The 19,297-nt window shown below is 63.4% G+C and carries 11 protein-coding genes; 6 read left to right on the forward strand and 5 right to left on the reverse strand.

Annotated elements, in window-relative coordinates:
- Positions 1-5,118: 5,118 nt before the first annotated feature.
- The 5 genes from trxA to OVA06_RS18355 all read right to left on the reverse strand — a co-directional run bounded on the left by trxA (position 5,119) and on the right by OVA06_RS18355 (position 11,154).
- Positions 5,119-5,445 (reverse strand): thioredoxin, encoded by a 327-nt coding sequence (gene trxA / locus OVA06_RS18335; protein WP_015939073.1) that lies wholly within the window; start codon positions 5,443-5,445, stop codon positions 5,119-5,121.
- A 37-nt stretch (positions 5,446-5,482) separates the two neighbouring features.
- Positions 5,483-6,439 (reverse strand): thioredoxin-disulfide reductase, encoded by a 957-nt coding sequence (trxB, locus tag OVA06_RS18340; protein ID WP_268160293.1) that lies wholly within the window; start codon positions 6,437-6,439, stop codon positions 5,483-5,485.
- Between the two features lie 198 nt (positions 6,440-6,637).
- Positions 6,638-8,275 carry an ABC transporter substrate-binding protein gene (locus OVA06_RS18345; protein WP_268160295.1) on the reverse strand — a complete coding sequence of 546 codons (1,638 nt, stop codon included), beginning with the start codon at positions 8,273-8,275 and terminating at the stop codon, positions 6,638-6,640.
- A 163-nt stretch (positions 8,276-8,438) separates the two neighbouring features.
- Positions 8,439-10,586 carry a murein biosynthesis integral membrane protein MurJ gene (gene murJ / locus OVA06_RS18350; RefSeq protein WP_268160297.1) on the reverse strand — a complete coding sequence of 716 codons (2,148 nt, stop codon included), beginning with the start codon at positions 10,584-10,586 and terminating at the stop codon, positions 8,439-8,441.
- Between the two features lie 67 nt (positions 10,587-10,653).
- Complete coding sequence (locus tag OVA06_RS18355) at positions 10,654-11,154, reverse strand: NUDIX hydrolase (protein ID WP_056080292.1); 501 nt, start codon at positions 11,152-11,154, stop codon at positions 10,654-10,656.
- Positions 11,155-11,361: 207 nt separating this feature from the next.
- Between OVA06_RS18355 and OVA06_RS18360 the strand changes: the two genes are divergently transcribed.
- The 6 genes from OVA06_RS18360 (at position 11,362) to OVA06_RS18385 (ending at position 19,236) form a co-directional block, all read left to right on the forward strand.
- Positions 11,362-12,870, forward strand: coding sequence for a CCA tRNA nucleotidyltransferase (locus OVA06_RS18360; RefSeq protein ID WP_268160299.1), 1,509 nt, complete (start codon positions 11,362-11,364; stop codon positions 12,868-12,870).
- Entirely contained in the window at positions 12,867-13,451 is a 585-nt protein-coding gene (locus OVA06_RS18365) for a histidine phosphatase family protein (protein WP_045731238.1), read from the forward strand. The genes OVA06_RS18360 and OVA06_RS18365 overlap by 4 nt, the downstream gene beginning before the upstream one ends.
- A gap of 605 nt (positions 13,452-14,056) precedes the next feature.
- Positions 14,057-14,194, forward strand: a complete 138-nt coding sequence (locus OVA06_RS18370) for a hypothetical protein (RefSeq protein WP_268160302.1) — start codon at positions 14,057-14,059, stop codon at positions 14,192-14,194.
- A 50-nt stretch (positions 14,195-14,244) separates the two neighbouring features.
- On the forward strand, positions 14,245-15,705 hold the full coding sequence (locus tag OVA06_RS18375) for a glycosyltransferase family 87 protein (RefSeq protein WP_268160304.1): 1,461 nt from the start codon (positions 14,245-14,247) through the stop codon (positions 15,703-15,705).
- On the forward strand, positions 15,698-17,146 hold the full coding sequence (locus tag OVA06_RS18380; protein ID WP_268160306.1) for a phytoene desaturase family protein: 1,449 nt from the start codon (positions 15,698-15,700) through the stop codon (positions 17,144-17,146). Before OVA06_RS18375 ends, OVA06_RS18380 begins: the two co-directional genes overlap by 8 nt.
- A gap of 101 nt (positions 17,147-17,247) precedes the next feature.
- Positions 17,248-19,236, forward strand: coding sequence for a penicillin-binding transpeptidase domain-containing protein (locus OVA06_RS18385; protein ID WP_268160308.1), 1,989 nt, complete (start codon positions 17,248-17,250; stop codon positions 19,234-19,236).
- The last annotated feature ends 61 nt before the right edge of the window (positions 19,237-19,297 follow it).

A 19,297-nucleotide genomic window follows, 5' to 3' on the forward strand; every position in this document is an offset into this window, starting at 1 on the left:
CGGCGAACAAGCATAGGGATCCATCCGCACATGCATCTGTTCGCCCAGGAGGGCTGCGAACAATCTTCAAGAATCCCTTGATGGACAGGCGAATACTCCAGCTCCTCCCTCCGCTGCATCACCACCCGGTTCATCGGATGATGAGCTGCCGGTTTCGTAACAAGACTCCATATAGGTTCTGTAGGCGCCATCTTCTTCGAATCCCAGTACAGATCCAGTCCGCCAAAGGCGCGTCAGCCCCCAAAGTCATCCGCTCAGTACAGAGTTGCGTTGCGAGTCATTATGCATAGATCCTGATGCCGCCCCGAGTCTGGAAGCGGCGATAACGTTCTGATGGGTATCCGATTGTTTCAGGGGCTCCCCACAGTCGGTGATGAGCTGAAGATTCGATTCCGTAGACCTGGCTGAGCCAGCCTACTTGTGAATGTGTTGGCGGTCGCCAGGTTGATCAGGTTCGTAGTCTTACTTCTGACTCAAGTTCCCGTTGAGGCAACGTGCGGGTGCGTATGCCGCTAGGAGCGGACTACGTCAACGGGGAGAGCTTTCCGCATCCAGACCTGGTAGTTTCAGGTGTCCGATCAACACCTGCACCCATCCTCTGGCGGCGATCCCAGCCACATCCACGCTTGCTAATAATGTGTACGCGGGGATAGTCGATACAGAAGTCGTATGGAGCACCCCAAAGTGTTTCACGTGGAACATCCCTACCTAGACATGCAATGTATAGGAGTGCGCTAAGGTAACAGGTCAGGCCTGGCTCCGTGCCGGGACCCCCATTAAGCATGAGTTGGGGGCACTGCTGCGGCGACAATGTTTCACGTGAAACGCATAGTCTCAGAACAATTTTCGAGCATCATCACTGACGAGGCGCGTAAGACTCCTCGGCCACACCCCTCCCACCATGGAACCGGCAGTGTGCCTGACTTTCATGACCATGTTTCACGTGAAACGCTGAGCCTAGTGAGTTGGGTTCCAGCCATCGTGAGTGCCGGTAGCGCGGCAAGTCTTGTCGGCGGGGCTGTCCTTTCATGGCGCAGCCGAGGTGCCCAATGCGGTGCCATGTTTCACGTGAAACGCTAACCGAAGACGCAAGGCTGTCTCATGTCCGGTAGCCGGGCGTGGCCTCTCTGTCGATGCACTGATACGTCTACGAAAGTAGCGGACCGTCATGCCCATCGCAGTCTTGCCTCAGCGAATCCGCCAATCAGTGGGTCATAAAGCTCCTATGGTGCGTCGACGCCGGCGGCAGCGGGCGCTGACCAGCAGATGGCAGCAACGCGGCACCAAGTCCAGGGCAGCACCGTGACGGCCCCTACCCTACGCTTTCCCCTCCTGGGAAGCTTTGCCCTCAAGCTGGCCTCAGCGAGCTCCACAGGCCCTCCTAGCCCTTCTGGCAGTATGGCCTGCCGTGCACGGCGCCATGCAGTGAGCCTCGAGGGGTTCCCCGTCTGTCACTCGCTGGTTGATGAGCGAATCCGATGCTTTGCGGTGCTCCGGTTGTACAGGCACTGCCAGCAATAGAGGGACAGGATGCCCATGTTGGACAGCCCAGTAGAGATGGATAAGGTGCCGCCTAAGAATGCATCGAAGTCTAAGCCGAGGTGCTCTCCTGGTGGTCGGCCCATTGTCACTTTCACCACGGCTGTGTTGGGCCTTCCACTCCCCCTGCAGCCCAGCGCGTTCCACGAGCCGCTGGCTCCGGGATGTTGACGCTACGCTCCTGGCCGCGCATCTCACGAGTGCGTGGACCTTCCAAATGGGCGTCCCAGGGTCCTAGGGCTTCATTGAAGAACTAGGGCATGTTCGCGATCAATGCCGGGACCGTGGGCATTCCATTCAGGCAACCTGGCAGCAGGCGCCGGATCTTGGTGGAACCGTCACACGTCCGGCGATTGGGCACGTCGTGCCTCGTCCTCCGGCAGTGATTCGTCGGATGCCAGGGGTCTGCTGTGGCTGAATGCTGCAGCAGTGCAAATCTACTAACTCCCTATCGCGAGGTAGGCAGGAGTGGATAAACCTGTGGATAACAATGTGGATAGTTCTGTGGGCAAGACCAGCCTCCGGCGTCTCGTACGCGCACATGTCGCGAAGGACCGGAACGCTTCTCACGGGTATCCGGCGCCCACTAGCAGACTGTTTCACGTGAAACTGAGTACGGACTTCAGGCAGCCTCCGAAGTGCGGCATGAGACCACGGCTGCGCTGGGAAATAGCGTGAATCTGGCTGATTCACCGGACTCTAGGGCTGGATTGGCCTTCGTAGAGCGGCGGCTCGGGCGCAGTCAGAATCTCCGCTGAACTGCGCCGTTCCCGCTGACACGGCGGTCGGTATTTCGGACACCAGAAATGCCCTGTTTGGCCCAGACCTGCCTGTGGATAACTCTGTGGATAGTGAAGGCGGTGGCTGTGGATAAAGTTGTGGGAAAGAACACACACCCGGCCACGCTTTCCCGCCTTGCTGCACTGGCGTCCGCTCACTGGAGTCGAGGTGGCGGGTTACGCCCACGCGTCCTGGTGCCGGCTACAGTCCCTGGCGGGGGTCCTCGTCGGCTGACCAAGTATCAGTCTTCTACCAGTCGTTCGGGTCTTCTATGGTTCGCCCGGTGGGCGCTGTGCGCGCTTCCCCCTGCTCAATGAGATGTGTCGAGGACCTGCGTGCGCGATGGCCTACGGCATTTGCGCCTGTCTCCCGCGGGCCGCCCCTCCGGGTAGAAGTGGCGAGGTCTGATTTGGTGAACTGCTATTCACGAGGAAACGTGAACCTGCGGAGCCGCGGCGAACAGCCGCATGGCATGGAGTCCCAGCCGGCACCTGGAGAGCCGCCCTGGATCAGGCTAATGATGTCAACGGAGTCGCAGCATGGCCTGTTTCCCTGGACTGCATCACCCCCTATTGGGTCTTTCCTCGGTGGCATTCCTCATGCGGCAGTGTGTCGGCTGGCGGGTGCGGGAAGTCTGCTGAGGCGGTACACAGGAGCGTTCTTTGAGTTCGCGAGCTTGCACAGTACGGCGATTGCACTCCCGTACCCCTGTTCCGGTGATTGCTATATGGCGGGATGCTGGGAAGCAGGGATCGCCGGGTTTCCGACTGTAGTGCGGCAGAGTGGCTGTAAAGTGCATCGCCTAAGTGCTGTCGGTTTGCTCCCTCCCGCATGGAGGTAAAGCCCTGTACCACCGCTACTGGCGTCTTTCAGCTGGTAGGCAGTCTGTTGGAGCCCCTATTCGAAGAACTAGAAGATCGGCCGTCCTAACCTGCCTCATCGCCTTGCGTTGCGGTTCTCTGTGAACTCTGTGAGCGATTCGCCCACGGCGCCGTTGATCGCTTCTTTTGCCCCCAAGCAAGAAGGCTCAGCATGTTTTTGTCGGGTGGGCTTGAGACGATTCTGGTGCCAAGTGTGAATGCTCTCGTCTGTTAGCGTTCGTCCTGTCCGGGCTTTGCCGGCGGCGGAGCCATGTTTCACGTGAAACGAGCGGGTCGCAGGAATATGGAACTGGGATCGTAGGGGCGATGTGGATGGTGCTTCCGTTTCACGTGAAACATCCGACGACCTATCCACGTGCCCCACACGACTGTCGCAGTTGCTGACGACCTTGTGGCTCGAACAGCTTCACCTCTTTTGCACTTGCGAAGCTAGTATTCTGAGCAACTACCAGGAATCCCATTACCGGGGTGTACTGACTCATCACATCCATGCGCAGTAAAAGGTCGCAGTGGGTGGAAGGTACGGCCACAACATTCGTGCCGGCGTTTCACGTGAAACGGTCGCGTCTCAGGAACCCCGTACCGCGATCCTTGTGCTGATGTAGCGAGCTTCATGTCCCATGCGAAACGCACTCGATGGTACGGCTAACGTAGGTGGGAGAGACCAACTCTGGGAACTATGACAACGACTGACGGCAGCACCGTGACTGGTGCTAGCTCTGGTTGTCTTCAACCGCGGGTACGCTTCAACACTGAGAATGTGGGCTGAGTGTCAACGGTCTTGCGATAGCAGGCATCGACGGGTGCCGCCCACTCCTGCCTCACGGATGGTGGCGAAATAGTTGTCTCCGCATTAGTGCCAACTGTAATCGGATAAATGGCCGACCCTGGAAGTGACCATTGATCGGCTTTGATGCCAGCTGTCACATGAGCGGGTGCCTCTAGACGTACACCATCTGACGACTGCGCAGTAGCCAGCTCCGCTTGTTCTGCCAGCACAGCGACTGCCAGGCGGCGACTTATCTGGCAAGCGGCGCCTCTTCGCGTCAGCTCATGCAGAGGCCATACCCCTCCGGAAGTGGACAGATCTCGTGTGCACGCAAAGGATTTTCGTTTTGAGCCTCAGCTCGGGACCGGGCCTATTCACTGGCATGAGACGGCGAACCGCAAGTGTCGTTGTCATTGGTGTTCGTTGCGGGATCCCATTGCATGGGATCTGGACAGCTGGCTGGGAAAGGACGATCCGAGTGGTTCCTGCGAAGATTGTCTTCGATGGGCAGAGTACGGCTGGTGAGCTGATAGGTGTGCCATTGCCAAGAACCCAGAGGGGAAATCCGCTCCAATTTCCGGGTGCGGGGAAGATTATGGTCCAAACTATCCAGGGGTTGTGCAGATGTTTCACGTGAAACTTGACACCGCCACTTGCCGAGGACCTGCAGAGGCAAATCGTGCGGCTGTTCGGAGTTTAGGCAGACTCCTGACGCATATGTCCGCTGCAATTTGAGGTATCCCCGGTCGCGATGATGAACCAAATACGCCGACAGTCGGATTGGAAGCAACAGCCAACTATTCTGGGGTTATTATCGAGCCTACTTTGCTGCTCCAGCAAGGCCGTCGCTCTAGAGGTCGAGAATTTCCCCGTTTGGTATTCGTGCACCACCTCGTGAACCGGGGAGCCGCACTGTCGAACCTGAATCAGTCACGGCGATGTTTCACGTGAAACGCCATCCATCGGACGCGGCTTCTCTAGGTTGCCGGTAGCGCTCTACCCATGAAGACTACTGCGTGATGTAGCGAAGCGCTATTTCCGCTTACGTTGAAGCCGAAATGGGATGATTCGCCAAAAGAGAGTGGCCACCGCCAAAAGGCGATGGCCACTCAAACAGATATCAACTCCCATTAGCAGGGAGGAAACGGCCTAGGAAAGAACGTCAGCAAATTCTTTCTCGAAGAACTGCTTCGGCTTTGCGCCGATGACCGTGTTCTTGACTTCACCGCCCTGGAACAGGTAGACGGCGGGGATGGAGGTGATGCCGTACTCGGCAGCGATGGCGGGGTTGTCATCCACGTTCACCTTGACGACGTCAACCTTCTCGCCGTACTCCACGGAGATCTCATCGAGGATGGGACCCAGCTTGCGGCAGGGACCGCACCACTCTGCCCAGAAGTCCACGATAACCGGCTTCTCCGAAGACAGTACGTCGGTGCCGAAACTTGCGTCAGTTACGTCTTTAGCGTTGCTCATGGCCACTCTTTCTTCTCGGTATGTATTTCGTCGGTGATTAGGCGGGAAGTTCCGCCAGGTAGTGTTCAACGTCAATCGCGGCCACACAGCCCGAACCTGAAGCGGTGATCGCCTGCCGGTAGGTGGGGTCCACGACATCTCCGGCTGCGAAGACGCCAGGGATGCTGGTCTTGGAGCTCCTCCCCTGGACGGCGATGGTGCCTTCCGGGGTGAGGTCCAGGACGTCCTTCACCAGGTCGGTGCGGGGGTCATTGCCAATGGCAACGAAGACACCCGTGACAGCGAGGTCGGTGACGCTGCCGTCCACGAGGTTCTTCAACTTCAGGGAAGTGACTTTCGATTCGCCGATGACGTCTTCAACAGTGCTGTTCCAGATGAAATTGATCTTGTCGTGGGCCAGGGCGCGGTCCGCCATGATCTTCGATGCCTTCAGAGAATTGCGGCGGTGCACCACGGTTACGGACTTGGCGAATTTGGTGAGGAAGAGAGCTTCTTCCATGGCAGAATCACCACCGCCGATGACGGCAATGTCCTGATCCTTGAAAAAGAAACCGTCACAGGTTGCACACCAGCTAACACCGTGGCCTGACAGCCGCTTCTCATTGGGCAGGCCGAGTTCCCTGTAGGCGGAACCAGTGGACAGAATGATGGACCGTGCCTTGAACGTCTCTCCCGTTGCGATGGTGACGGTCTTGACGGCACTCTCGAGATCGAGGGCGGTGACGTCCTCAAACTGGATCTCGGTTCCGAAGCGGGTGGCCTGCTTCTCGAAGTTTTCCATCAGGTCAGGGCCCATGATGCCCTCGGGGAACCCCGGGTAATTTTCCACGTCTGTGGTGTTCATGAGCTCGCCGCCGGCGGTTACTGAGCCTGCGAACAGCAAGGGTTTGAGGTTGGCTCGGGCAGTGTAGACGGCTGCCGTGTACCCCGCCGGGCCCGAGCCGACAATGATGACATCACGTACTTCGGACGCGGTGGTTTCTGCGATGGTCACTGAACGGTGAACCTCTTCCTTGTTCGACGCGCCTCCGTGTGGAGGCCGGCCACATGGCACAACTGCTACTGGATGCTGAATATTCCGGCGTCCGGGCAGAGAAGATCGCAGACAGAAGGAATGGAGCTATCTCGGCAGGACGCTCTTTCCAGATTACAGGGCGTGCGCGGGCTGGCACGCAGAGGTTACCGAGATCTCCTACTGAACCTTGATTTCGGCGAGTCGGAGACCGTAGCCGTACCTGGTCTTCGGTGCTGCGAGCTTGGGAAGCGCATTGATTGCAACGATGACGTACTGGGCCTTGACAGGTTCAGCAAGCGGCATGTTCAGGTCACCGGAGGTGAAGCTGTTGGTTCCCACTGACTTTGCACCGTCAAGGGATGGCCGGTCGTTGGTGTAGACAGTCATGCTTCCGCCCGATCCCCCAAGCTGCGAGAGCGTGATGGAGGAAACGGTGGCCGCACTCTTCAGTTTGACGGCAAGGGTCACGCCATCGGGAGCGAGTCCGCCCCAGTTCTCGGTGGCGAATTCCATATCCGACCAGTAGCTGGCGGCGTTGCCGTCATAGGCCTTGACCAGGTCACCGTCGAAAGTGGCAGCAAAGTCGAAGTTACCCTGGCGGGTCACGCTTTCAATCGCCGGCGGAACTGCCGGTGGGGCGGACGTGGGCGCCTGCGTGGGAGCTGCCGAAGCCTCGGGAGCTCCAGTCGTAGCCGCGGGCGCGGGGCTTCCGGCCTGCGGCTGCGTGAAGAGGCTGCCCAGGTTTGTCACTGCAAAAATCAGTCCGGCGATGAGGACAACTGCCAAGAGTCCCCCAACAAGCCACCGCATGGACCGCGGCTCACGCCCTGCGTCGTCCTGATCGTCGTCGTAGTCATCGCGGTTATCGTCATCGTCGCCGCGACCGGCGAAGGTCGCGCCAGCGGCGGCAGGTGCTGCTGCCCTGGCGAAGAGTGCGCCCTTCTTGTTGGCCGGTGCGCGTTCCTCAACCGGCTCTTCTTCGTACTGGTAGTCGTAGTCGTCCTGGGTGTCCGCCTGGGCGTAGTCGTCGTCGGACCACAGGGAAACCTTCGGGCGCCCGGAGTCGGAGGCCCCGGCATGCCCGCTATCAGTGGTTTCGGGGGCGGATCGGCCTGCAGAGGGCTGAACGGGATGAGCGGCAGTGGCTTCGGGGTCGGCCGGCGCGGAAGCCGGAGCACGGCCAGCAGCGCCCGCACCCACGGCGGCGCCAGCCCCACCCGCAGCAATGCCAGCACCGGCGGCAGCGGCAGCACCGGCAGCACCGGAACCGCTGTTGCGGGCGGCGGCAGGTGCAGCACCCGGTGCCGCGGGGCGCACCGGAGGCTTGGGCGGCACAGCAGGAGCATCGCGGTAGGGATCCACCTGGCTGGGGTGTGTGTCGGAGTAATTGATGTAGCCGGCTTCGACGTTTTCTTCGTCGTCATACGGTTCCGGCTCGTACGAGCGGGCCTGGCCGAAGATCTCGCTGCCCAGCGTGTCGGTGAAGAACGGCTCCACGTAGGGCGGGTTGGAAGCCACCACGAGGTCCAGCAGGTCTGCTGCGGACGTGTGGTTGGTGATGAGGTACGTCGCGGCCTCGGTGACGCCAAGATCCAGCACCTGCACAGTGCCGGGACGTTCGCCCGTGGCTACTTCGCGTGCGCTCTGGGCCACCTGTTCGGTGTTCTGGGGGCCGGCAACCAGGATGCTAACCGGGCGGTTTAGGACCTGGTCCACACCATCCAGCACCAGATCGTGGTCATGCGAGGTCAATACCGTGGCTGTGACCTTGTAGCGGCCGCCCAGTACTGATCCGACATCGATCGGGTTGGACACGTGTTCCTCCTAGATTTTCCGGGATTTCCGGCATGGATGACCCAGCCGTCCGCGGACGGCAGGATGGCGGTCTCCCGGATACAACTTCCCCCTGTACCTCTCCGATCCTAGCCGATTGAGGGTGGGCGGCTGCGGAGAACGAAGGGCCGAAACGGCGTCAACGTCACTTTTTCCGGGGGCGCCGGTGGCTGAAATAGGGGTTCCGGCCTGCCTTGCCCTGGAAAGTGCGCCGGCCCGGCAGCGGAATCTGATCCCGGAGCAATCCGCCGCGCGCGGTGCTGGACTGGTCCTCTCCCGGCAGGTAGCCGCCGTCGTCCGGTCCCGAGGCGTCGTCGTCGTAATGCGCGCTGGAGGTTTCCCGCTCAGGCTCCGGACCTGCCCTGAACGACACGGCATCAAACTCACCCGAAATCCGGGGAATGAGGCCCGTATCCACCGAGGTGGTTGCACGGGCTGGACGTTCCGCTGCCGGCCCGGCTTCCACTGAGGGGGTACCCTCGGGAGCGGACGACGGCGGGACCCCGCCAGCCGCTGCGGGCGCTACCTGGCCGCCACGTCCAAGCCGTCCGAGCAGGGGCCGGAGCATGTCCGTCAGCTCGGAGACGCGGAACAGCCTCAGGAGCAGGAAGTACACAGCAAGCATCACTGGCCCCACGACCGCAAGCGTCACAAGTGCCTGGAGACGGCCGCTCCAAGCGAAACCGTCCGGGCTGTAACTGCCCATCAACCACAGGGCACCGGCGCCCGCGATCGCCGCGCCCAGGGCGGCGTAGCCCATACGGATGTAGGCATTGGCAATCCGCGGACCGTCCAGGTTGCCGAGGAGGCGCCGCAGGAAGAACGCGCTGATCACTACGGAGAGGATATTGCCTACCATGTACAGGACGGCGATCGCGTAGATGATCTGGCCCACCGGCATGAACTGGATGGCAAAGGCGCCCACCACGTACACCACGGCCAACAGCAGCTGGACGTGGAACGGCGTGCGCGCATCCTCGTTGGCGTAGAACACCCGGGACATCATGAAGTTGGCACTCATGAAAGGTGTGCTCAAAGCCAGGATGGTGAGCGTCTGGGCCAGCATCACGCCGTCCTGGCGGTCACCGCCCGAGAAGAACATGCCCAGCGGGCCGGCCAGGGCAAAGAGGGCCAGGGCGCCGAAGACGGTGGCCACGGCCATGGTCCGCAGGCCGTGCGAAAGGGCATCGCGCAGCTCGGCCCGGTTGCCATCCTGCGAAGCCCGGGTCATCCGGTTGAACAGCACCGTGGCCAGGGACAAGGCGATGATCGAGTGCGGGAGCAGGTACAGCTGGCTTGCCACCTCCAGTACGGCGTTGCCGGGCAGCATTTCCGCGGCGGGATCGCCGGCCTCTTTCAGCCGGATGCGTTCGGCGCCCGGAATGGTGGCGATGCGCATGACATAAAGGAAGGCGAGCTGCCCGACGGCGGCCGTCAGCAGGGTCCACACGCTCAGCTTGGCTGCCTGGCCCAGTCCCACGCCCCGCCAGCCGAACCGGGGGCGGAGGCCAAGCTTGAGCCGGAAGACCGGGATCATCAGGATGGCCGTCTGGGCCAGCACCCCAATGGTGGAGAACCCTGCCACGAACAACGTCTGGGTGGACCCCCAGTTGTCCAGGGTGTGCGGGCTCAACTCATTGGTGCCAAAAATCCAGATGAACATCCCCAGGCCGGTAATAGCCACCAGGTTGTTCAGGATAGGTGCCCACATGGCCGGCCCAAAAGCTCCGTTGGCATTGAGGACCTGGGTGAGGAGGGCATACAGGCCGTAGAAGAAGATCTGTGGCAGGCACCAGAACGCGAAGGTGACAGCCAGGGCCTTCTGCTGCGGACTGTATCCCTGCGTGGTGACGTCGATGACCAGCGGCGCAGCCAGCGTCACCAGTGCCGTCAGGCCCAGCAACAGCAGGACTGCAAGGGTCAGGAGGCGGCTGATGTAGTCCGCTCCCCTGTCCGGAGCCTTGCTGGCCTTGATGATCTGTGGCACCAGGACGGCGTTGAAGACACCGCCGGCCACCAGCAGGAAGATCAGGTTGGGCAGGTTGTTGGCGTTGATGAACGTGTCGTTGACCGTGGAGCCGAGGCCGAGGGCCGTTCCGAGCATCCAGGTCTTGCCGAAGCCCAGGAACCGGGACACCAGGGTGCCGGCGGCCATGATGGCGCTGGAGCGGGTTTCGCTGGCTCCTGAAGACGCTGGCGCGGTGGCCGGAGCCGCAGGTTCTTCGGGGAGGCCCTCCGGCGCGGCATCGCCGGTCCGGCCCGCTTTGTCGGAAGGAAAGTTGGTAGCTGACATCGAATTCATCGTCTCACCCGGAGGCGCTTAACACCGCAACGCCGCTGCGGGCTGAGCCGGCCCGGCGTCAGAGATGGCCGGGCAGGACCTCGCGTGCGAGGTCGGCGATGCGCCGCTCATTGGGGAACGAAAGCTTCCTGGCCAGCTCCTGGATGGGGACCCAGGCAACATCCACGGCCTCTTGGTCGGGATCGTTCTCGATGGTCAGTTCACCGCCCGTGGCACGCAGCAGATAGTGGTGCACTGTCTTGTGGACCCGGTGGCCGCTGACGGTAAACCAGTAGTCGATGCTGCCCAGGGGGGCCAGGATGCTGCCTTCGATGCCGGTTTCCTCGGCGATTTCGCGGACCGCTGCCTCTTCGTTGTTCTCTTTGCCCTCCGGGTGTCCCTTGGGCAGGCACCACTCCAGGCGTCCCCCGCGGTTAAGGCGGGCGATAATTGCAACCCGAAGCTCGGCGTCGGACGTGTCAACCACCACGCCGCCGGCGGAAATTTCCTCCACCGTTGGCAGCGACGCCGGCGCCGAGTGCTGGGCAGGGGCAACGTGCGCACCGATTGCCGATGGCAATGGTGCGTTTGTCCTCCTGCCTGGAGCGCTCGGTACTGGATGGGCCATGGAGTCCACTCTAACGACTGTTGCCCGTTCGTGATGACCGGAACATGACGCAAACATGGACGGCATATGACGCAGTTTCTTGGCGGCCCGCGAATCCCACGGATCTTGACGGACTTTTTGGCCTGCCGTGCCCCGGGTTTCTGCCAAGCTTAAGTAACTATGGCGCACGCACATCACAAGACTGATTCCCACACCGTCGATTTCCAGGTGGACCCGGTGGTCCTGGAGCTTGGCCAGCGCTTCGTCGACGCCGGCCACGAACTGTCGCTGGTGGGCGGTCCCGTACGTGACCTCTTCCTGGGCCGGACCTCGCCGGACCTGGACTTCACCACCGACGCCACCCCGGACCAGACGGTTGCCCTTATCAAGAAGTGGGCGGACAACTTCTGGGAAATCGGCCGCGCCTTCGGAACCATCGGCATGCGCAAGGCCGGATTCCAGATCGAGATCACCACCTACCGGGCCGAAGCCTACGATCCGGACTCCCGGAAGCCCGTGGTGGCCTTTGGCTCATCGCTGACTGACGACCTTCTGCGCCGCGACTTCACCATCAACGCCATGGCCCTGAAACTGCCCACCATGGAACTGGTGGACCCCTTCGGCGGGGTCCGCGACCTCCACGCCTCGGTACTCGCGACACCGGGGTCGCCGGAGGCGTCCTTCTCCGACGATCCGCTGCGGATGATGCGGGCCGCCCGGTTTGCATCCCAGCTGGGTGTTTCCGTCCACGACGACGTCCGCAAGGCCATGACCGGCATGGCTGAACGGATCACCATCATCTCGGCCGAGCGGATCCGCGATGAACTGGTCAAGCTGATTTGCGGCGCCCGCCCCCGCGTGGGTGTGGACCTGCTGGTGGACACGGGCCTGGCCGAGTTTGTGCTGCCCGAGGTGTCCGCGCTCCGGCTCGAGTCCGACGAGCACCACCGGCACAAGGACGTGTACCAGCATTCGCTGCAGGTCCTGGAACAGGCGGCGGCCCTTGAAACGGACGCGGAGGGACCCGTGCCCGGCCCCGACTTCGTCCTGCGGTTCGCGGCACTGATGCACGACGTCGGCAAGCCGGCTACGCGCCGCTTCGAACAGGGCGGCGCGGTGAGCTTCCGGCACCACGACATGGTGGGCGCCAAACTCACCACGAAGCGGATGAAGACGTTGCGCTTCGACAACGACACCATCAAGTCCGTGGCGCGCCTGGTGGAGCTGCACATGCGCTTCTACGGCTACGGGGACGCCGGGTGGAGCGATTCCGCCGTCCGCCGCTACGTCACCGATGCCGGGCCCCAGCTGGAGCGGCTGCACCGCCTCACCCGGTCCGACGTCACCACCCGCAACCAGCGCAAGGCAGACAGGCTGTCCTTCGCCTACGACGATCTCGAGGAACGGATCGCTGCGCTGCGTCAACAGGAGTCCCTGGAGGCGGTCCGCCCGGACCTGGACGGGGCGCAGATCATGTCCCTGCTGGGCCTCAAGCCCGGACCTGTGGTGGGAAGGGCCTACAAATTCCTCCTCAACGAGCGGATGGAGCATGGCCCCCTGCCCGCCGACGACGCGGAGGCCAGGCTCCTCCGCTGGTGGGCCGAACAGCCTGAAGCAGTACCTGCCGAACCGGCGGACGGAGAGTCCCCCGCCGGCGTCGAACCTTCCCATGTTGAGGAGTCCAAGTGACCAATCCCGCCCTCGCCCCGCGCCCCCAGCTTTGGATCCTCCGCCACGGGGAGACGGAGTGGTCCAAGAGCGGCCAGTACACCGGGCTCACGGACCTGCCGCTCACCGTTGAAGGTGAACAGCAGGCCGTTGAAGCCCGCAAGGTACTGGACGGCGTGGACTTCGACCTGGTCCTCACGTCCCCTTTGCGCCGTGCGCGCCGGACGGCTGAGCTGGCAGGTTTCCCCGATGCGCAGCACGAACCCCTCGCCGTCGAATGGAATTACGGCGACTACGAGGGCATCAGCTCCGACCTCATCCGCAAGGACAACCCGGACTACCTGATCTGGACCAACGGGGTGCCCAATGGTGAGAGCCTGGACGAGGTGGCGGCCAGGGCGGACAAGATCATCGGCCGCGTCCTCGAATCTGGAATGGACAACGTGCTGGTGGTTGCCCACGGGCATTTCTCCCGCATCCTGACCGCACGCTGGCTGGAATTGCCTCCCGTTGAGGGCCGGCATTTCGTCCTCGGTACAGCAAAAGTGTGCACGCTCGGGTGGGATAAGAAAACGCCCGCAATTGTCCGCTGGGGACTCTAAATAACAGTTCCTTAAGGAATTTCTCTTCTTTCACGCTCAAAGGATGGTCACCGCGTAATTCGTGGTGTACCTTTATTCCTAGCCCCAGGACTTTTCCGCCGGGGCATTGCCCGTGCTGCAGCATCCACACGATGCCGCGAATGAAAGAAAAGGAGGTTGGGAGAATGATGACTTTGACTGGCGAATGGAATGTGGCCGTCAATGCTGCCCCGGCCTCCGCGCACGAGGCTCACTTTCCGCAGGGCCGCACCGGCCACTAGCCCGTGATTCCGCCGCACAGGCGGCGGAATTTCTGATGCCGGGACTGCCGGACGCTTGAGTGCAATTTCGCTGAGTGCCGCCCAGAGCATGCCGCCATTGTCGGCCGGCAGGGTTTGCCTTGGCCTCCCTTGCACCGGTGCCCGTACCTCCCGCACCCACGTCCGGGCCGCCTCCTGCTGACGGTATTCCCGTTTATTCAGGCACGCAATTAATTGTTCGCCTGCCATCATCGAATTTTAGTGCGCCATTTTCCGATGATTCTTTATGCCCAAATCCCTTTTCGGCAACGGCTTTATTGGCCGTGCCCAAAATCTTCTTCACACCTTTCAAAGGGGGTGAGTACCTTGATCCGAATAATCCGCAGGCTCCTGACTCGAGTCCGCAGGCGGCCAGCCCAGGCCGGGTTCAACAGCCGGCTGCTGGAACAGCACCGCGACGACGCCTTCGCCGTGATGCACCAGCAAATGGGAGGCCTGCGCTGATACCCGCCCCCGTGGCTTCGTGCCCGGGGGCGGGCTGTAAGCTCGGGAACATGCAGGACGCCGAGCCCCGGGGGCACCGTGGACGGTCCAGGCTGGTTGTTCCCAGCCGCAGCGACGTGCTGCTCCGGAACTTCACCGAGCTGGTCGGCGGACCGCTGGGGCGCAGATCGGAGCCGGGAGTGGTGTCCCCCGGGCCGTTCACCGTGGACCGTGTGCTGATCCTGCTGACCCTCGCTGCTGCCCTCCTCGGAGTCCTTGTTAAGGGGTATTGCCGGGCGTACGGATGGGAATCCCCCACTCAGTTTTATGCCACCTGCTATTCCGACCTTCCCGAGCTGTTCCGCAACCGGGGCCTTGCCGAGGGCTCCTTCCCCATCGTCAGCAGCCCCTTCGAGTACCCCGTGGCGGTGGGCCTTGTTGCCGGCGTGACCTCACTGCTGGTTCCGGGCCAAGGTACTTCCGAGGCGCGGGTGCTGGCTTTCTTTGATATCAATGCCGTCCTGCTCGCCGTGGCGGCAATGATTGCCGTTCTTGCTACAGCCCGGATTTCTGCGCGCCGTCCATGGGACGCGGCCATGGTGGCCGTGGCGCCCGGCCTGGTCCTGGCGGGCACCATCAACTGGGACCTCTGGGCTGTCTGCCTGCTGGCCGTGGGCATGTACTTTTTTGCCGCCCAGCGTCCCGTCGCCGCCGGAATCCTGACCGGACTGGCGGTGGCAGCCAACGCCTATGCCCTCCTGTTCCCTGTTGCCGTCCTGCTGTTGGCGGTGCGGACCGGAAAATTCCGGCCGCTCCTTGCCACCGCATCCGCCGCGGCGGTCAGCTGGGCAGCGGTCAACCTGCCGTTCGCAGCCGCGAATCCCGGCGGCTGGGCCTATTACTTCGAGTTCAACGCCAGTCGGGACGCCGGATATGGGTCGCCGTGGTTCGCTTACAACCTTGTGGCGGCCAAGCTGCAACGGCCAGTCATCAGCGCGGAGGCAATTGACCTGCTTTCCATCGGGTTCTTCGCCCTGGCGTGCTTCCTGGTTGCCGTTGTTGCCCTGTCTGCTCCGCGCCGGCCGCGCCTGGCGCAGCTGGTGTTCCTGCTGGTGGCCGCTTTCGTCCTGACGGGGAAGGCCTATTCACCCCAGTTCGTGCTCTGGCTCATTCCGCTGCTCGCCTTGGCCCGTCCGAAGTGGCGGGATTTCCTGGTGTGGCAGGGAATCGAGGGCCTGCACTGGGGCGCGGTGTGGATGTACCTTGGACAGGTGACCAGCGCGGGCTCCTCCCAGCACAACCTGGACATGCCCTACTACGTCCTGGCGGTGGCAGCGCACATGCTCGCGGTGGCCTACCTGATGGCGCGGGTTACCTGGGACATCTACGACCCCCGCTACGACCCCATCCGCCGGCACAACCTTGATGATCCGCACGGCGGCCCCTTCAGCAACGCACCCGACCGGCTCCGCCTGGACTTCCGGCGGACGTCCGGGTCGCTGCTGCACTGGAAGGAATCCACCCATGCCTGATGTCAACGTGGTCGGCGCCGGACCCAATGGACTTGCGGCTGCGGCCATCATGGCGCGCGCCGGCCTGTCCGTGGAAGTCTTCGAGGCGGCCGGGTCAATCGGCGGCGGTACCCGCACCACCGAACTCATGCAGCCGGGCCACTTCCACGATGTCTGTTCGGCGGTGCACCCGATGGCACTCGCCTCCCCTTTCTTCCGTGCCTTCGAGCTCGCACGCCGGGTGGACCTGGTCACTCCTGAACTCTCCTACGCCTCACCGCTGGACGGCGGCCGGGCCGCCCTGGCATACCGGTCACTGGACAGGACGGCGTTCGAGCTGGGGAAAGACGGAGCTGCCTACCGGCACCTCATGGCGCCGCTGGTTGCCCGGACCGCGGACATTATGGATTTCACCCAGAACCAGCTGCTGCGGATCCCCAGGAATCCGGTGGCAGCAGGGATTTTCGGAGCGCGGACCGCAGAGCAGGGATCCCTCCTGTGGAACCTCAGGTTCCGGGAAGACAAGGCCCCGGCGCTCCTGAGCGGAGTGGCCGCCCATGCCATCTCCCACCAACCCTCACTGGCGGCCTCCGGCGCAGGCCTGATGCTGGGAGCCCTGGGACACTCGGGCGGCTGGCCCATTCCGGTGGGCGGTTCAGCGGCCATCGCGGCGGCGCTGGCACAGGACATCCGGGACCACGGCGGGCTCATCCACACGGACACCCCGGTGGACCGGCTCACCGACCTTCCCCCCGCGCGGGCAGCCCTGCTCAACGTGTCCCCACGCGGGTTCGCTGGTATGGCAGGCGACGCACTGCCGCATCGCTACCGGTCATCGCTGGAGTCCTTCCGGTACGGAAACGGCTCCTGCAAGGTGGACTTCATCCTGTCCGGTCCGGTTCCCTGGGAGGCTGCCGGGCTGACTGACGCGGGAACCGTGCACGTGGGCGGGACCCGCGAGGAACTGGCGCGCTCGGAAAACGAGGTAACCGCTGGCAGGCATCCGGAGCGCCCGTATGTCCTGGTGGCGCAGCCCTCACGCTTTGACGCCACCCGCGCCCCCGCAGGACGGCACACGCTGTGGACGTACTGCCACGTCCCTGCCGGATCCACCAAGGACATGACCGAGGCCGTGACAGCCCAACTGGAACGGTTCGCTCCCGGATTCCGCGACCTGATCGTCGAATCCAACACCGTCACCGCGGCGGAACTCGCCCGCTACAACCGGAACTACATCGGCGGGGATTTCAGCGTGGGGACCATGGACCTCAGGGGACTCATCCAGCGGCCGGTAGTGTCACCCGTGCCGTGGCGGACCCCGTTGCCCGGGGTGTACCTCTGCTCCTCTGCCACGCCTCCCGGACCCGGAGTTACCGGGATGCCCGGGATGCACGCCGCCAAGTATGCCCTCAAGGACGTGTTCGGCCTCGGGCTGCCGGCGCTCGGCCTGGGCGGTTCATAGCACCAGCAGGCTCCTGTTGTCCGGCCCGTCCGGCCCCTCCGGCCCGTCCGGCCTCGCCGTGGCGCGGGGAAAGCGCATCCAACTCGGTGGATAATGGCGCCATGGGGAAATCAACAAAACTTTCGCTTGCCGTAGCTGCGCTCATTCTCGGAACGTCGCTGGTGGCGTGCGACGACGGACGGGGCGGCGCGGAAGCCGCAGCCCGGCAGCTGGCATCAGCCGTTTCCGGACTGGATGTTGGCGGTGTCGCCTTTGACGGCAAGGACGCTGCGGCAGCAAACGAGCAGCTGAAGAACGTTTTCGCTGCCCTGGACCCGGCCAAGCCCACCGTCGAGGCGGGGGACATCACCCTGGACGGCGAGAATGCTTCCGTGCCGCTGACCTACAGCTGGAAGATCGCCGACAGCGACTGGAAGTACACCACGTCCGCTGCCTTCCGGAAATCCGGGGACAAGTGGCTGACGGTCTGGAACCCGGCCAGCCTGGTGCCGGACCTCAACGATTCGGAGATCCTCACTAAAGGCATCCGGTCGCCCCAGCGTGCCGACATCCTGGGAGCAGGAGACGCCCCGCTGGTCACCTACCGGCCGGTGGTGAACGTGGGGATCGACAAGCCGCAACTGGGCGCCGCGGATCCGGCCGACTCCGCAGCGAAACTTGCGGCCCTCGTGGGGGTGGACCCGGCGGGGTACACCCAGCAGGTGAAGGCCTCGGGTGCGGAAGCGTTCGTCCCCGCCATCACCCTGCGCGAAGAAGGCCGCACCGTCACCAATGAACAGATTGCTGCCATCCCCGGTGCCCGCGCCATTCCGGACTCGGTGCCGCTCGCGCCCAACAGGACCTTCGCCCGCGCCGTGCTCGGGTCAGTCGGCCAGGCAACGGCCGAGCAGATCGAAGCCTCGGAAGGCAAGCTGACCGCCGGAGATGCGACCGGCGTCGGCGGCCTGCAGCAGCAGTACGACGAGCAACTCAGGGGAACTGACGCCGTCGTGATCCGTGCCCAGCGCGCGGACCTGACGCGCGAACAGATCCAGTCCGCTGCGACGGACCCGCGACGGGTCCTCCTCGAAATCGCGCCACAGCCGGGCACTCCGCTCAAGACCACACTGGATCCGCGCCTGCAGACCCTTGCCGAGACCACCCTCCAGGACGTGAAGCCGGCCTCGGCGATCGTGGCGCTCCGTCCATCCAGCGGCGCCGTCCTCGCCGCCGCGTCCGGTCCCGGCAGCAACGGTTACAACACGGCGATGCTGGGTCAGTACGCGCCCGGTTCGACGTTCAAGATGGTTGATTCGCTGGCCATGTTCCGTAACGGACTGACGCCGGACTCGAAGGTGCAGTGCACCCCCACGCTGAATGTTGACGGACGCACGTTCAAGAATGCCGAGGGCTACCCGGAAGGCTCGCTCGGCTCGGTGACCCTGCGGGATGCCTTCGCACATTCCTGCAACACGGCGTTCATCGCCGCCCGGGATTCCGTGTCCCAGGGCCAGCTTGAGGCAGCGGCGATGGCCATGGGACTGGCCGTCGAGGCGCCGTCCCTGGGCGCCGACGCCTTCCTGGGATCCGTCCCCGCGGACGCCGCCGGAACGGAGCACGCCGCCTCCATGATTGGCCAGGGCAAAGTGCTGCTCTCCCCGCTGGCCGCGGCAATGATGGCCGGTGCGGTCGCCAAGGGAGCGCCGGTTTCGCCCCAGCTTGTCCTTAACCCCGACGGCGGTGCTGCCGCCGCCGGGACAGCCAGCGGATCCGCTGCGCCGTCCGCGCAACCCTCCGCGACGGCAAGTGCCGAAGCCCCGTCGTCGGCGTCGGACAAACCGATCACCGCCGCCGAGGCAGCTTCCCTTGCTGACATGATGCGCGCCGTGGTGACATCCGGCCACGCCGGGTTCCTGTCCAGCGTTCCGGGCCAGCCGGTGGGAGCCAAAACCGGAACCGCGGAATTCGGCAACGAAAACCCGCCCAAGACCCACGCCTGGATCGTGGCCGTCCACGGCGACCTCGCCGTGGCAGTCTTCGTGGAGGACGGCGGGCTCGGGGCCACCACCTCCGGCCCGCTGCTGAAGGCATTCCTCACCGCCGCCGGCTAGGGCCCATTGCCCGGACAGGCGCCCCTCCGGGCGGTCAGGCCTGCACATCCGGACAGAAACT

This window comes from Pseudarthrobacter sp. SL88 (assembly GCF_026672455.1).
GTDB lineage: Bacteria > Actinomycetota > Actinomycetes > Actinomycetales > Micrococcaceae > Arthrobacter.